Consider the following 13,833-nt stretch of genomic DNA (forward strand, 5'->3'; position numbering starts at 1 on the left):
GGCGCGGCGCTGTGTCATCTTTCAAAGCGTGGGGGCGGGAAAGTGCGCGGCCCAGTGGCGGGCAATGTCGATGCGGCGGCAGACCCAGACGTTCTGGTGCTGCTGGATATGGTCCAAAAAGCGCTGCAGTGCGGTGATGCGGCCCGGGCGGCCCAGCAGGCGGCAGTGCATGCCGATGCTCATCATCTTCGGGCGGTTCTCGCCGGCCGGGTCGCCTTCGGCGTACAGCACATCAAAGCTGTCCTTGAGGTACTGGAAGAAGGGATCGGCATGCGAGTAGCCCTGGGGCAGCGCAAAGCGCATGTCGTTGCAGTCCAGGGTGTAGGGAACGATCAGCTGGTGCGCGGCGCTGCCATCGCTCTTGCCGACCTTCATCCAGAAGGGCAGGTCGTCGCCGTAGTAGTCGCTGTCATAGGCAAAGCCACCAAAATCGGCCACCAGGCGGTGGGTGTTGGGGCTGTCGCGGCCGGTGTACCAGCCCAGGCCGTGGGTGCTGCGGCTGCCGTAGAGGCTGTGGAAGATGTCCATTGCCTGCTGCATATGGGCGCGCTCGACCTCTTCGGGCGTATTTTGGTAATGCACCCATTTGAGGCCGTGGCAGGCCACCTCATGGCCCAGATCGGAGAACGCCTGGGCCAGCTCGCGGTGGCGCTGCAGCGCCGAGGCCACGCCAAACACCGTCAGCGGCAGGCCGCGCTTTTCAAACTCGCGCAGCAGGCGCCAGACGCCGGCGCGCGAGCCGTATTCATAGATGCCATCCATGCTCATGTGGCGGTCCGGGTAGGAGGCCGGGTTGAACATTTCCGAGAGGAACTGCTCGCTGCCCGGGTCGCCGTGCAGCACATGGTTTTCACCGCCTTCCTCGTAGTTCAGCACAAACTGCACCGCAATGCGTGCGCCCTGGGGCCACTGGGCATGGGGCAGATCGCGGCCGTAGCCGATCAGGTCGCGGGGGTAGGGGGTGGTAGCGTCGTAGGTCATAGCGTGATCGAGGACAGAGCCATGGATAAATCGTTGCTGGGAATCTCGCGTTCGAACTGCAGGCCTTGCTCCACATGCTCCAGGTGCGCGATCATCAGCTGCACTGCGCCTTCGGCATCCTTGCGGGCAAGGGCCTGCACAATCTCTTCGTGCTCCTCATGGGAGTGGGCGGCGGCGCTGGCCGACTGGTACATCAAGGTGATCAGCGCGCAGCGCGAGATCAGATCGCCCAGCAGTTGGGCCAGCACTTCGTTGCCCATCAGCTCGGCCATGCGCACATGGAAGTCGCCCAAGAGTTCGGTGCGCTCGGTGACATCGGCGCGGTGCACGGCGGCGGCTTCCTGGCGCACATGCTCGCGCAAGACCTTGATCTGCTTGGGCGTGACGGTCTCGACAAAGCTGCGGGTCATCTGCGCTTCGAGCATCTTGCGCACGGCAAAGACCTGGCGCGCTTCGGTGACGGACGGGGTGGACACAAAGGCGCCGCGTGCGGGCTCCAGCGTGACCAGGTGGTTTTGCGACAGCTGGAACAGCGCCTGGCGCACCAAGGTGCGCGATACGCCAAAGTGGTCGGCGAGTTTTTGCTCGGCCAGCTTGGTGCCCGGCAGCAACCGGTGCTCGACGATGGCACGGGTCAGGGCTTGGGCAATGGTGGACGTTGAGGTGGATTCCATGTCAGGATAGTAGGCCGAATGACAAAAAGTGTATACACTTTTAGTGCACATCACCAGTCCGATCTTACCCAGAATCATCAGGAGATTTACCTATGGGCCTGAGCACCCACGTTCTCGATACGATGCACGGCTGCCCCGCTGCGGGCATGGACATTGCGCTGTACGCCACCGATGGCGGCGAAGCGCGCCTCATCCGCCGCGAAACCCTGAACCACGACGGCCGCACCCAGACTCCGTTGTTTGACAATGCGACGCTGCGCCCCGGCACCTACCGCCTGAGCTTTGAAGTGGCGGCCTACTTTGCCGCCAAAGGCGTGGAGCTGCCCAGCCCCAACTTTTTGAACCAGGTGAACCTGGACTTTGGCGTGGCCCATGCCGACCAGCACTACCACGTGCCGCTGCTGGTCAGCCCCTGGAGCTATTCGACGTACCGGGGGTCTTGAGGCTTATCGACGGCAATGGGGTATGGGGCAAGCGCCTGCCCTTGACCTGTCTCAAACGCGCATCGCCAAAACTGTAGGCCGAAGCCGCAAGTTGCGGCTGCGGCCTTCCAGCGTCATCGGGGATGGCTACTATTTGCTCCTAGGCGCACCGCAGGATTCGCAGCGGTGCCAACCTGATTGACATAACAGCAAATTTCAAAGGAGTAGGTATGCAACGTTTCTCTATGCGCACCCTGGGTGTCGCCGCTGCAGTGGTTGCCGGCGCTCTGTCGATGGCGGCCTGCACGGTCACCAAGCCTGAAACCAGCAATGCGCCTCGTGCCGATGAGACGTCGGTAGACGCCCGCGCGAACGCCGCGCTCGAGCGCCTGTACCAGACCGCTCCTGGCTCCAAGGACCTGGTCGCACGCTCCAAGGGCGTGCTGGTGTTCCCATCGGTGATTGGTGGCAGCTTTGTGGTGGGCGTGGAGCACGGCCGCGGCGTGCTGCGCGTGGGCAGCCGCAGCGACAGCTACTACAGCACCACGGGCGCGTCGATCGGCTGGCAGGCCGGTGGCCAGTCCAAGGCTGTGATCTATGTGTTCAACACGCCCGAAGCGCTGGCGAAGTTCCGCCAGAGCAACGGCTGGTCAGTGGGTGCAGATGCCACCGTGGCCGCAGGCCGCGTTGGCGCCAACGGCAGCATCGACACCACCTCGGCCCAGGCCCCGGTGACCAGCTTTGTGCTGAACAATGCCGGCCTGGAAGCGGGCGTGTCGCTGCAAGGCGCCAAGATCACCAAGATCAAGGAATAAGGCAGCGCCCACCGCGTCTGCACAGCACAAACCGGCCAGCAGGCCGGTTTTTTTGCGTTTGTCGCGCCTGTCCTATGCCTGCCTTTATTGCTGGCCTTCGCTCAAGGTGTGCAGCTGGAACTTGCCCGAGGCATCCCAGAGCCAGGTCTCGGTGTAGGAGACCATGACCTCGCCATGGCGCAAATGCTGGGGGGCGGGAAAGGGCGCAGCGGCCTGCACCAGCGCCTCGATCAGTGGCGGCACTTCCTGGGCCTGCGCGGGCTCGCGCATCCAGTTCATGTCCTGGATATGGCCGTCTTCGTCGAGCAAGAGCTCCAGCACGCCAATGGCATAGAGCATGGGCGGCAGCATGCCCGGGTAGATGCGATCGGCGTAGCGCTCATACAGGTGCTGGGCGCAGCGCTTGCGGTAGGCCTCGTCGGCGACCGGGTTGAGCACCGAGTCCTGCCCATCGGCCTCCGGGGACCATTGGGGCATGCGCGCGCCGGGCAACTGGGTCAGCACCGACAGATAGCTGTCCTGGTCGTCGTCCTGCTCGGGGGCGTGGGGCGGCTTTGCGGGCCCGCCGGCTGCTGCCCGTGGGGGCGCGGGCGACGTTTGCGGTATACGAAAAAGCGTATGCCAAAGTCGTGACAGCAGGGAGGTGGAGGGTCGATCGCTCATGGTACAAATCCGTCTATAGCGGCCCTGCAGTATGGCAGGCCGATCTTCATCATGGAACAAGGCATGCCCGTACTGCAGCAATTATTGGCGCGCCTGGCGACGCAGGATGCCTGTCTGGTCCAGGTGGAGTCTACCCAGGGATCGGCTCCGCGCGACGCCGGTGCCTGGATGGCCGTGTTTGCCCAGGACCAGCTGGGCACGATTGGCGGTGGCCACCTGGAGTGGCAGGCCGCCAACAAGGCCCGTGATCTGCTGGCCCGTGGCGGCGCGCCGCAAAGCGAGCGCTTTGCGCTGGGCCCGCGCCTGGGCCAATGCTGCGGCGGCGTGGTGCACCTGCGGTTTCAGCGCATTGCGCAGGCCGACAGCGAACCGCTGGCGCTGCAGCTGGCGCCCGAGTGCAGCCCCGTGGCGGTGTTTGGCGCGGGCCATGTGGGCGCAGCGCTGGTGCAGGTGCTGAGCAACCTGCCGCTTGCCATCACCTGGGTGGACAGCCGCGAGGCGCTGTTTCCGCCCGCGTTGCCGGCCAACGTGCAGACCGAGTACTCCGATCCGATCGAGGGCGCGGTGGCCGCTCTGGCGCCGGGCAGCAGTGTGTTCATCCTCACCCACGACCACCAGCAGGACCTGCAGATCAGCCAGGCCTGCCTGCAGCGCCAGCGCCAGCACGGCGATCTGGATCTGGTCGGGCTCATTGGCAGTGCTACCAAGCGCGCCAGCTTTGCGCACCGGCTGGCCGAGCGGGGTTTTGCCGATGCGGAGTTTGCCCGCATCACCTGCCCGATCGGGCTGCCGGGCATCCAGGGTAAGGCCCCGGAGGTGATTGCGATTGCTGTGGCCGCGCAGCTTTTGCAGCATCTGCAGCGAACGCAGCATGCCTGATGCGTCTTCCCCCCTGGGCAGGTGCCATGCATGCGGTGTAGAGGCCACCTGCAGCGGGTTTGCTGCGTTGCATCAGGGTTTTATCTAGGGGCTGTGCAGCTTTTTGCCGACCTTTGGGTGGCAGAAATTGCATACACTTTGAGTCTACAAAAGGTCGCAGCGGTGCCCCGGTCATTCCGATGATGGCTGTGGATTGCGGCCTGTCTGCTGCTCAGATCGCCCGCCGTGGTGAGCAGGTTCAACAAGTGGCCGGTGCCTCCACGCTGGCTGCTTGATGAGGAGAGCGGGCATCACCCCTCCCTCGCACTGGCAGACCCCACGCTGCCAAGGATGAGAGCAATGGAAGGCTATATCCTCGATTGGGCGAACCTGTTGTTGCGCTGGCTGCATGTGATCACAGCCATTGCCTGGGTCGGTTCGTCGTTCTATTTTGTGTTTCTCGACAGCAGCCTGACCCCGCCGGAAGACGAAGACCTGAAAAAGCAGGGCGTCAGCGGCGAGCTCTGGGCCGTGCATGGCGGCGGCTTCTACCACCCGGTCAAGTTCAATGTCTCGCCGCCCAAGCTGCCCGACCACCTGCACTGGTTCTACTGGGAGAGCTACACCACCTGGCTGTCGGGCTTTGCGCTCTTGACGGTCTCCTACCTGTGGAACGCCAATATCTACCTGGTCAACCCGGCCGACCCGAATGCGATGAGCGCGCCGCTGGCGGTGTTCACGGCGCTGAGCTTTCTGGCGGTGTTCTGGCTGCTGTACGACGGCATCTGCCGGGTGTTTGGCTTCAAAAAGCATGGCGATGCGATTGTGGGCGCGATGGTGCTGGTGCTGGTCTGCATTGCCGCGTACCTGGCCTGCCATATCTTCCCGGGCCAGGCGGCCTTCTTGCTGATGGGCGCGATGCTGGCCACCTCGATGAGCGCGAATGTGTTCTTCTGGATCATTCCTGGCCAGCGCACCGTGGTGCGGGCCCTGAAGAATGGCGACCCGGTGGACCCCATCTACGGCAAGCGCGGCAAGCAGCGCAGTGTGCACAACACCTATTTCACGTTGCCGGTGCTGTTTGCGATGCTGTCCAACCACTACGGCTGGCTCTACAACCAGAAGTACAACTGGCTGGTGCTCATCGGCATGATGTTTGCCGGCGCGGCCATTCGCCAGTTCTTTGTGCTGCGCCACGGCCACAAGCTCGGCCGCAACAAGCACCCCTGGCCCTATGCGCTGATCGGTGTGCTGGTGATTCTGGGCGTGATCGCCTGGCTGCGCCCCGGCCCCAAGCCCGCAGCAGCCGCTGCGCCCGCGTCGGCCCCCGCCAGCCAGCCCGCAGCTGGCGCCGTGCCCTATGGTGAGGTGGCCAAGGTGTTTGCCCAGCACTGCGTGCTGTGCCACAGCGCCACGGGCCTGGCGCAAAAGAATGTGAAGCTCGACAGCCCCGGCGAGGTGGCCCAGCATACCCAGCAGATCTACCAGCAGGTGGTGGTGCTGCGCAAGATGCCCTTTGGCAACCCCGATGGGCTGAGTGCCGACGAGCGCGATCTGGTCAAGCGCTGGTTTGAATCCGGCGCCTCTACCGCGCCTTGATGGCGGGTGCCAGGGAGCGGGGCGGCGGCCCCGCCCGCCGAAATCCGACTACAGCCTGGGGTGGCTGATCGGCGTAGGATGGGAGGGTTGGGGCATGCCCAAGCCCCTCTTTGCGGTGGGTGGCTGGGGATGCGTGTCACAAATCCACATCTTCTCGCATGTCAAATTTCGATATCCAATTGCTGCTGACCGCCTTGGTGAGCGTGCTGGTGCTGGTGGCGCTGATTGTTTCGCGCATCCGCATGCACCCCTTGCTGGCCTTGCTGATCGTCTGTATCGGCGTGGGCTTTGCCACTGGCATGGCGCCGGGCGACATTGCCAAGAACATCACCAATGGCGCGGGCAAGACGCTGGGCGCGGTCGGCGTGGTGATTGCCTTGGGCGCGATGCTTGGCAAGATCCTGGCCGACTCGGGCACCACCGAGCGCCTGGCCAGCGCCATTCTGCGCCACACCTCGGACCGCATGATCCCCTGGGCGATGACCCTGGTGGCCTTCATCATCGGCATCCCGATGTTCTTCGAAGTGGGCCTGGTGGTGATGCTGCCGCTGATCTTCAGCGTGGCGCGCAAGCTCGAGAGCCGCGAGAACTTCAAGGGCTCGGCCTATGTCTATGTGGGCGTGCCGGTGATTGCGGCACTCGCCTCGATGCACGGCATGGTGCCGCCCCATCCGGGCCCGCTGACCGCCATTGCGACCTTGAAGACCACCGTCGGCCCGACGATGCTCTACGGCTTTTTGGCCGCCTTGCCCGCGATGGTGCTGGGCGGGCCGCTGTACGGCGCCTTTATCACGCCGCGCATGACGACCCGGCCTGAGCAGGCGCTGCTCGACCAGTTCACCGAAGCCAAGCCCGACAGCGGCAAGGACCAACCCGGCATTGCGATGGGCGTGCTGTCTGCCCTGCTGCCTGCGCTGCTGATGCTGGCCCATGCGCTGGCCGAGATGGCCTTGCCCAAGGGTTCGGCCCTGCTGCAGGTGGCCAGCTTTCTGGGCAACCCGCTCATTGCGATGCTGCTGGGCGTGCTGTTCGCCGCCTTCACCCTGGTCTACCTGCGCGGCGGCGATGCCGAAAAGCTGCGCGACACCCTGGGCGCCAGCCTCAAGCCAATTGCCGGCATCATCATGATCATTGCCGGCGGCGGCGCTTTCCAGCAGGTGCTGACCAGTGCCAAGGTGGGTGACGCCATCGTGCACCTGACGCACCAGTTTGCGTTTCCGCCGCTGGTGCTGGGCTGGCTCATTGCGATGCTGCTGTCGGTCTCGACCGGCTCGGCCACCGTGGGCATCGTGGGTGCGGCCGGTTTGCTCGCGCCGCTCGCCGCTGCCGACCCCTGCCTGAACCTGCCTCTGCTGGCGCTGTCGATCGGCTGCGGCTCGCTGTTCTTCAACTATGCCAACCATGCCGGTTTCTGGATGGTCAAGGAATCCTTTGGCATGACCATGGGGGAGGCGACGCGCACGATCACCGTGGTGCAGTCCATCGTCTCGTTCGTGGGCCTGTTGATGGTGCTGCTGTTCAACACCTTGCCGGCGCTGGGCGGATAGCGCTTTTTCCCATAAGAACCTGTTCAAAGCAAAAGGGCCGCAGCAGCAATGCTGGCGGCCCATTTTTTTGCGCACAAGGGCGCTGCGCTCAGTCGGCCGGCTTGTCTTGCGCAGGCGCGTCGCTGCTGTCCGCGCCGGTCGCTGGCTCCTGCTCGGGGGCGTCGCCATCAGCGCCTTCAGGCGCGTCCGAGGCATGCCCGCTGGCCTTGCGCAGGGCTTTTTCTTCCTTTTTCTTCTTCTTTTCCAGCTCGCGCTGGCGCTTTTCATACTGGTAATTCGGCTTGGCCATGTTTTTTGTTCCTTATCGGTGTGCAGCCTCCACCATACAGCATGCGCCGTACTCGGGGCGCCGCCATAGGATTGTTTGAAGGCCGCAATGGGTAAAGTGGGCGGTTTGGGGGCCTGGCCGAGGCGGTCAGGATGTAGGTGCTGCTCCCAGCAGCTGGGAATGCGGGCTGCAGGCAGCAAAAAACCGCCCGAAGGCGGTTATGGGGAGCGGTGCCGGACGATCAGGCGCCTGCCACTTCAATGCCCTTGAATTCGCCGGTGGCAATCTTTTCCTTCCAGATCGCCGGGCCGGTGATGTGGGCGCTGGTGCCGCCGGCATCCACCGCCACGGTCACGGGCATGTCGACCACGTCGAATTCATAGATCGCTTCCATGCCCAGATCGGCAAAACCGACCACCTTGGCCTGCTTGATGGCCTTGGAGACCAGGTAAGCGGCGCCGCCCACGGCCATCAGGTAGGCCGATTTGTGGTTCTTGATCGCTTCGATGGCGACCGGGCCGCGCTCGGACTTGCCGATCATCGCGATCAGGCCGGTCTGCGACAGCATCATGTCGGTGAACTTGTCCATGCGGGTGGCGGTGGTCGGGCCGGCAGGGCCAACGACTTCGTCACGCACCGGGTCCACCGGGCCCACGTAGTAGATCACGCGGTTGGCAAAGTCGACGGGCAGCGGCTCGCCCTTGGCCAGCATGTCCTGGATGCGCTTGTGGGCAGCGTCGCGGCCGGTCAGCATCTTGCCGTTGAGCAAGAGGGTGTCGCCCGGCTTCCAGCTGGCCACTTCTTCCTTGGTCAGGGTGTTCAGGTCCACGCGCTTGGACTTGTTGTAGTCCGGTGCCCAGTCGATCTTGGGCCAGGTGTCCAGCGATGGGGGATCGAGGTACACCGGGCCGGAGCCGTCCATCACGAAATGGGCGTGGCGGGTGGCGGCGCAGTTGGGGATCATCGCCACGGGCTTGGAGGCCGCGTGCGTGGGGTACATGTTGATCTTCACGTCCAGCACGGTGGTGAGGCCGCCCAGGCCCTGGGCGCCAATACCGAGGGCGTTGACCTTCTCGAACAGCTCCAGGCGCAGCTTTTCCACCTGGTCGAGCTCGGCACCGCTGGCCGCTTTTTGCTGCAGCTCGTACATGTCGAGGTCTTCCATCAGGCTTTCCTTGGCCAGCAGCACGGCCTTTTCAGCGGTGCCGCCAATGCCGATGCCCAGCATGCCCGGTGGGCACCAGCCCGCGCCCATGGTCGGCACGGTCTTGAGCACCCAGTCGACGATGCTGTCGCTGGGGTTCATCATGATCATCTTGGACTTGTTCTCCGAGCCGCCGCCCTTGGCCGCCACGGTCACATCCAGCTTGTCGCCCGGCACGATCTGCACATTGATGACGGCGGGCGTGTTGTCCTTGGTGTTCTTGCGGGCGAACTGGGGATCGGCCACCACGGAGGCGCGCAAGGTGTTGTCGGGGTGGTTGTAGCCCCGGCGCACGCCTTCGTTGATCGCGTCTTCCAGGCCCATCGTGAAGTCTTCCCACTTCACCTCCATGCCCACCTTCAGGAACACGTTGACGATGCCGGTGTCCTGGCAGATGGGGCGCTGGCCGGTGGCGCTCATCTTGGAGTTGGTCAGGATCTGGGCCATCGCATCCTTGGCCGCCGGGCTTTGCTCGCGCTCGTAGGCCCGTGCCAGGTGCTGGATGAAATCCGATGTGTGGTAGTAGCTGATGTACTGCAGGGCGCCCGCGATCGAGTCGATCAGGTCCTGCTGACGGATGGAGGTGGTCATCGTGCTTGTGGGGTGGGTTTTGGATTGCGCAAGGCTATGGTGCCGTTGGCGCTCGGTATCACGGGGGCAATTATCGGCCTTTCGCCAGGCCGGTGGTGGCAAATGCCCGATAAGTCTTCTAGAAGACTCAGGTGTCGCGCAGGTGTCGAGATGGCGCAAGAGCATGCGCCCAGTATGGCTGCTTGATGCAGATGAGAACGGCTGTCATTGCCTGCGTTAGGATGCGATGCCGCGCCCGCTTTGCCGCAAAGCGGGCGGCATCCTATTTACGAATCCTGCGGCCCACCAGCCACACGCTTACCAGCCAGACGAGCCGCGTTGCAATTGTTGAGATACAAGGAGTGATCCAGACATGACAGCTACCCGCCAGGAAAAAGACACCTTCGGCCTGATCGATGTGCCGGCCGACAAACTCTGGGGTGCCCAGACGCAGCGCTCGCTGCAGAACTTTGACATCAGCGGCGAGAAGCAGCCCGGCGAGATCATCCACGCGCTGGCGCAGGTGAAAAAGGCCAGTGCCACCGTCAACCACGCGCTGGGTCTGCTCGACGAGAAGAAGGCCAAGGCCATCAATGCGGCGGCCGACGAGGTGATTGCCGGCCAGCATCCCGATGAGTTCCCGCTGGTGGTCTGGCAGACCGGCTCGGGCACGCAGACCAATATGAACGTCAACGAAGTGCTGGCCAACCGCGCCAGCGAGCTGCTGGGCGGCGAGCGCGGTGAGTCGCGCCTGGTGCACCCCAATGACGAGGTGAACAAAAGCCAGTCCAGCAACGACGTCTACCCTACGGCCATGCATGTGGCCGCCGTCACCGCCATCGAGCGCAAGCTGCTGCCTGCATTGGAGAAGCTGCGCCGCACCCTGCAGGCCAAGAGCGAGGCCTTCAACGACATCGTCAAGATCGGCCGCACCCACTTGCAGGATGCGACGCCGCTGACCCTGGGCCAGGAGATCTCCGGCTGGGTGGCCCAGCTCGAACACGGCGCCAAGCACATCAAGTCGGCGCTGCCCCATCTGTATGAGCTGGCGCTGGGCGGCACCGCCGTGGGCACGGGCCTCAACGCCCCCAAGGGCTATGCCGAAGGTGTGGCGCAAGAGCTGGCCAAGCTGACCGGCTACCCCTTCATCACCTCGCCCAACAAGTTTGAATCGCTGGGCTCTTGCGACGCGCTGGTGTTTGGCCATGGCGCCCTCAAGACGCTGGCCGCCAGCCTGATGAAGATCGCCAACGATGTGCGATGGCTGGCATCGGGCCCGCGCAGCGGTCTGGGCGAGATCTCCATCCCCGAGAACGAGCCCGGCTCGTCGATCATGCCGGGCAAGGTCAACCCCACGCAGTGCGAAGCGATGACCATGCTCTGCGCCCAGGTGTTTGGCAATGATGCGGCGATCAACGTGGGCGGTGCCTCGGGCAACTTCGAGCTCAACGTGTTCCGCCCCATGGTGGCGCACAACTTCCTGCAAAGCGTGCGCCTGCTGGCCGATGGCATGGTGAGCTTTAACGACCACTGCGCCGTCGGCATCGAGCCCAACCGCGAGCGCATCACCGAGCTGGTCAGCCGCTCGCTGATGCTGGTGACCGCCCTGAACACCCATATCGGCTACGACAAGGCGGCTTATATTGCGAAGAAGGCGCACAAGGAAGGCAGCAGCCTGCGCGATGCCGCTGTGGCCAGCGGCCATGTGACGGCCGAGCAGTTTGACCAGTGGGTCGTGCCCGAGCACATGGTCGGCAATCTGTAAGCGCTATTGAGACGCTGGAACGTCCCAGGGCCCGCATCGCTGCGGGCCTTTTTTTTTGCTCGGCCGAGCTTGCAGGCCTGCTGCCTTCAGGCCTGCGCCCGCGCCACCCAGGCCGAACGGCCACCTTGCCAGGCCAGCAGCGCCAGGGTCAATAGCATCGCCACATTCACCGCTTGCCAGCCTAGGGTCTGGATCAGCACGCCGCAGCTGAGCGACATCAGCGCGGCGCTGCCGTTGTTGGTCCATTCCATCATCGGCTGGGCCTGGGGGCGCTCCTCGGGGCTGCAGGCCTGGTTCAGCAGGCTGGTGCCGGCGAGGATCATCAGGTTCCAGCCGGCGCCCAGCAGCAAGGAGCTGAGCAGGAACGGTACAAATTCCGTGCCGATCAGCGCCACGCCTGCGCTGGCGGCCAGCAGCGCCGCGCCCAGCCAGGCCAGGCGCCGGGCGCCAAAGCGGTCCACCGCGCGGCCCGCGAACAAGGACGGCGCAAACATGCCCAGCACATGCCACTGGATCACCTGGGTGGAGCTGGCCAGCGAGTGGCCCGCGCCATGCATGGCCAGCGGGGTGGCGTTCATCACCAGCACCATCAGCCCATGGCCGCAGGCGCTCAGCACAATGGCCTGGCGCAGCGCAGGGCGCTGCCAGAGCTGGCGCCGCGAAAGTGGGGGCTTGGCGGCAGACTTGGCCTGCATCGGCAGCTGCAGGCGGGGCGGCAGGCATTTCAGCAGCGCGCAGGCCAGCAGGGCCAGCACCGCAATGGCCAGGTAGGCGCCGGCCAGCGGTGTGGCCAGCGCGCCTGCGGTGTGGATGGCCAGGCTGGGGGCGAGCAGGGCGGCCGCGATGCCGCCGGCCAGTACCCAGGCTGCGGCACGGCCGCTGTGCTCGGCCGGCATGCCGTCCAGCGCCGTGAAGCGGTAAAAACCGGCAGAGGCCTGGTAGCCGCCCAGCAGCAGCATCGCCAGGCAAAACAGCCCAAAGCTGGCCTGCACCACTGCCCAGGCGGCCAGCAGCCCGGCCGCAACCCCCAGCAGTGCCCCGTATTGCAGGCCCCGCGCGCGGCCATGCCGCTGCATCCAGCGGGCCAGCTGGCCAATCGACAGCAGATTGCCTGCCACCAGCAAGGTCAGCGGCACCGTGGCCAGCACCGGCCAGGGCGCCAGCTGCCGGCCCACGAGGCCGGTGAGGGCGATGCCGATGATCGAGCAGGACCAGTACAGCGCTTGCGCGATGCTGAGGGTGAGCAGTTGAGGGTGGCGTTGGAGCAGCATGGGTGGTGATTTGGGAATAACGGGGCGTGGGGGAGCTGCCGGGCAGCATCGGCTGTCCGGATCGCATGGTTTGGGCAGGAGGGTTCAGCCGCTCAATGGCGGGCGCTGGTTAACCCACGCCAAAGCGCTCGGCAAAGGCCTGGGGGCTGACGGCCAGCGTTTTGTGAAAGCTGCGGCGCAGGTTTTCCGGGTGGCCAAAGCCGCACAGCCGCGCCACCGTGGAGACGGAGGCCTGGCGCTGGCTGAGCAAGGTGGTGGCGGCCTGCAGCCGCACGCGTTCCACATAGCGGGCCGGCGTGGTGCCCAGCTCTTGCTGGAACACGCGGGCCAAGGTGCGGGGCGGCAGGCAGGCCTGCGCGGCCAATTTCTCCACACCCAGGCGCTCGCCCAGGTGGCCGGGAATCCATTCGAGCAGGCCAGCCAGGCGCGGCGCCTGCGTGGTCTCGGCTGCCAGCAGCGGGCTGAACTGCGCCTGGCCGCCGGGCCGGCGCACAAACATCACCAGGTGGCGGGCCACGGCCAGCGCCATGCTGCGGCCCAGGTCGGCCTCGACAAGGCTCAGCGCCAGGTCGATGCCCGAGGTCACCCCCGCCGATGTGAAGATATGGCGCTGCTGCGGATGGCTGGCATCAAAGGTGTGCAGCCGGTCGCCATCGACCTGGATGGGGCGCTCCATCGCCGCGAGCTCGGCCAGGCGGCACCAGTGGGTGGTGGCAGGCAGGCCGTCGAGCAAGCCGGCGCGTGCCAGGATCAGCGCGCCCGAGCAGACCGAGCCCAGGCGCTGCACCTGGGGCGCCGTGCGCTGCAGCCATTGGCGCAGGCCGCTGTGGTGCTGTACATCGACCACGCCATCGCCCCCCGGCACCAGCACGGTGCTGTTGGCGCCCGGGCGCAGCTGGCCCAGGCCCTGGGTGGCGATGGTCTGCAAACCGCAGGACAGGGTTACCGGCCCCGCCTCCAGCCCGGCAAAGACCAGCTGGTAGAAGGCGGGCTGGCCCTGGCGCTGGCGCACATCGTTGGCAGTGGCAAACACCTGCATGGGCCCGGTGATGTCCAGGCTCATCGCGCGCGGGTAGGCAATGCAGATGACGCAGTGGCCGGGCTGGGCGCTGTGGGCGGCGGTGGTGCGGGATGGAGGCATGCGCACAGTGTGCATGCAGCGCGATGTGGCAGCAATGACATTGATCGCACAGATT

At 65.1% G+C, this 13,833-nt stretch carries 13 protein-coding genes; 6 read left to right on the forward strand and 7 right to left on the reverse strand.

Annotation, left to right across the window (positions count from 1 at the left end):
• Positions 1 to 21: 21 nt before the first annotated feature.
• Together puuE and WH265_RS13225 are read right to left on the reverse strand one after the other, a co-directional pair.
• The gene (puuE, locus tag WH265_RS13220) at positions 22 to 981 is read right to left on the reverse strand and encodes an allantoinase PuuE (RefSeq protein WP_339558585.1); all 960 of its coding nucleotides are present in this window, start codon (positions 979 to 981) and stop codon (positions 22 to 24) included.
• Positions 978 to 1,655: a GntR family transcriptional regulator gene (locus WH265_RS13225; RefSeq protein WP_339520354.1), complete on the reverse strand. Its 678-nt coding sequence runs from the start codon at positions 1,653 to 1,655 to the stop codon at positions 978 to 980. Before WH265_RS13225 ends, puuE begins: the two co-directional genes overlap by 4 nt.
• Before the next feature lie 92 nt (positions 1,656 to 1,747).
• Here WH265_RS13225 and uraH point away from each other — a divergent pair, with 92 nt between their 5' ends.
• Both uraH and WH265_RS13235 read left to right on the forward strand, forming a co-directional pair.
• On the forward strand, positions 1,748 to 2,098 hold the full coding sequence (gene uraH / locus WH265_RS13230) for a hydroxyisourate hydrolase (RefSeq protein ID WP_021027040.1): 351 nt from the start codon (positions 1,748 to 1,750) through the stop codon (positions 2,096 to 2,098).
• A 209-nt stretch (positions 2,099 to 2,307) separates the two neighbouring features.
• The gene (locus WH265_RS13235; RefSeq protein WP_021024725.1) at positions 2,308 to 2,892 is read left to right on the forward strand and encodes a BPSL1445 family SYLF domain-containing lipoprotein; all 585 of its coding nucleotides are present in this window, start codon (positions 2,308 to 2,310) and stop codon (positions 2,890 to 2,892) included.
• Positions 2,893 to 2,976: 84 nt separating this feature from the next.
• Here the strand turns inward: WH265_RS13235 and WH265_RS13240 are convergent, their stop codons facing one another.
• A complete protein-coding gene (locus WH265_RS13240; RefSeq protein ID WP_339558586.1) occupies positions 2,977 to 3,555 on the reverse strand; it encodes a hypothetical protein in 579 nt (192 codons plus the stop codon).
• 63 nt (positions 3,556 to 3,618) lie between these two features.
• On the opposite strand from WH265_RS13240, the gene xdhC reads away from it, so the two are divergent.
• From xdhC to WH265_RS13255, 3 genes are all read left to right on the forward strand, one after another.
• Entirely contained in the window at positions 3,619 to 4,434 is an 816-nt protein-coding gene (xdhC, locus tag WH265_RS13245; protein WP_339558587.1) for a xanthine dehydrogenase accessory protein XdhC, read from the forward strand.
• A gap of 339 nt (positions 4,435 to 4,773) precedes the next feature.
• A complete protein-coding gene (locus tag WH265_RS13250) occupies positions 4,774 to 6,012 on the forward strand; it encodes a urate hydroxylase PuuD (protein WP_339537477.1) in 1,239 nt (412 codons plus the stop codon).
• Between the two features lie 158 nt (positions 6,013 to 6,170).
• Positions 6,171 to 7,559, forward strand: a complete 1,389-nt coding sequence (locus tag WH265_RS13255) for a GntP family permease (protein ID WP_339558588.1) — start codon at positions 6,171 to 6,173, stop codon at positions 7,557 to 7,559.
• Between the two features lie 88 nt (positions 7,560 to 7,647).
• Here WH265_RS13255 and WH265_RS13260 read toward each other — a convergent pair whose 3' ends face one another.
• Both WH265_RS13260 and WH265_RS13265 read right to left on the reverse strand, forming a co-directional pair.
• The gene (locus WH265_RS13260; protein ID WP_021024730.1) at positions 7,648 to 7,848 is read right to left on the reverse strand and encodes a hypothetical protein; all 201 of its coding nucleotides are present in this window, start codon (positions 7,846 to 7,848) and stop codon (positions 7,648 to 7,650) included.
• Between the two features lie 220 nt (positions 7,849 to 8,068).
• The gene (locus tag WH265_RS13265) at positions 8,069 to 9,622 is read right to left on the reverse strand and encodes a fumarate hydratase (protein WP_339558589.1); all 1,554 of its coding nucleotides are present in this window, start codon (positions 9,620 to 9,622) and stop codon (positions 8,069 to 8,071) included.
• Between the two features lie 352 nt (positions 9,623 to 9,974).
• Here WH265_RS13265 and fumC point away from each other — a divergent pair, with 352 nt between their 5' ends.
• On the forward strand, positions 9,975 to 11,366 hold the full coding sequence (fumC, locus tag WH265_RS13270) for a class II fumarate hydratase (RefSeq protein WP_116925816.1): 1,392 nt from the start codon (positions 9,975 to 9,977) through the stop codon (positions 11,364 to 11,366).
• An 86-nt stretch (positions 11,367 to 11,452) separates the two neighbouring features.
• Here the strand turns inward: fumC and WH265_RS13275 are convergent, their stop codons facing one another.
• Together WH265_RS13275 and WH265_RS13280 are read right to left on the reverse strand one after the other, a co-directional pair.
• Positions 11,453 to 12,637, reverse strand: coding sequence for an MFS transporter (locus tag WH265_RS13275; RefSeq protein ID WP_339558590.1), 1,185 nt, complete (start codon positions 12,635 to 12,637; stop codon positions 11,453 to 11,455).
• A gap of 109 nt (positions 12,638 to 12,746) precedes the next feature.
• Entirely contained in the window at positions 12,747 to 13,778 is a 1,032-nt protein-coding gene (locus tag WH265_RS13280) for a GlxA family transcriptional regulator (protein WP_339558591.1), read from the reverse strand.
• Between the last annotated feature and the right edge of the window lie 55 nt (positions 13,779 to 13,833).

Source organism: Comamonas sp. MYb396 (assembly GCF_037479555.1).
Taxonomy (GTDB): Bacteria; Pseudomonadota; Gammaproteobacteria; order Burkholderiales; family Burkholderiaceae_C; genus Comamonas.

Bases quoted from the DNA above. Each gene is read 5' to 3' on its own strand.
- puuE (WP_339558585.1), bottom strand. From the start codon at position 981: ATGACCTACGACGCTACCACCCCCTACCCCCGCGACCTGATCGGCTAC.
- WH265_RS13225 (WP_339520354.1), bottom strand. From the start codon at position 1,655: ATGGAATCCACCTCAACGTCCACCATTGCCCAAGCCCTGACCCGTGCC.
- uraH (WP_021027040.1), top strand. From the start codon at position 1,748: ATGGGCCTGAGCACCCACGTTCTCGATACGATGCACGGCTGCCCCGCT.
- WH265_RS13235 (WP_021024725.1), top strand. From the start codon at position 2,308: ATGCAACGTTTCTCTATGCGCACCCTGGGTGTCGCCGCTGCAGTGGTT.
- WH265_RS13240 (WP_339558586.1), bottom strand. From the start codon at position 3,555: ATGAGCGATCGACCCTCCACCTCCCTGCTGTCACGACTTTGGCATACG.
- xdhC (WP_339558587.1), top strand. From the start codon at position 3,619: ATGCCCGTACTGCAGCAATTATTGGCGCGCCTGGCGACGCAGGATGCC.
- WH265_RS13250 (WP_339537477.1), top strand. From the start codon at position 4,774: ATGGAAGGCTATATCCTCGATTGGGCGAACCTGTTGTTGCGCTGGCTG.
- WH265_RS13255 (WP_339558588.1), top strand. From the start codon at position 6,171: ATGTCAAATTTCGATATCCAATTGCTGCTGACCGCCTTGGTGAGCGTG.
- WH265_RS13260 (WP_021024730.1), bottom strand. From the start codon at position 7,848: ATGGCCAAGCCGAATTACCAGTATGAAAAGCGCCAGCGCGAGCTGGAA.
- WH265_RS13265 (WP_339558589.1), bottom strand. From the start codon at position 9,622: ATGACCACCTCCATCCGTCAGCAGGACCTGATCGACTCGATCGCGGGC.
- fumC (WP_116925816.1), top strand. From the start codon at position 9,975: ATGACAGCTACCCGCCAGGAAAAAGACACCTTCGGCCTGATCGATGTG.
- WH265_RS13275 (WP_339558590.1), bottom strand. From the start codon at position 12,637: ATGCTGCTCCAACGCCACCCTCAACTGCTCACCCTCAGCATCGCGCAA.
- WH265_RS13280 (WP_339558591.1), bottom strand. From the start codon at position 13,778: ATGCCTCCATCCCGCACCACCGCCGCCCACAGCGCCCAGCCCGGCCAC.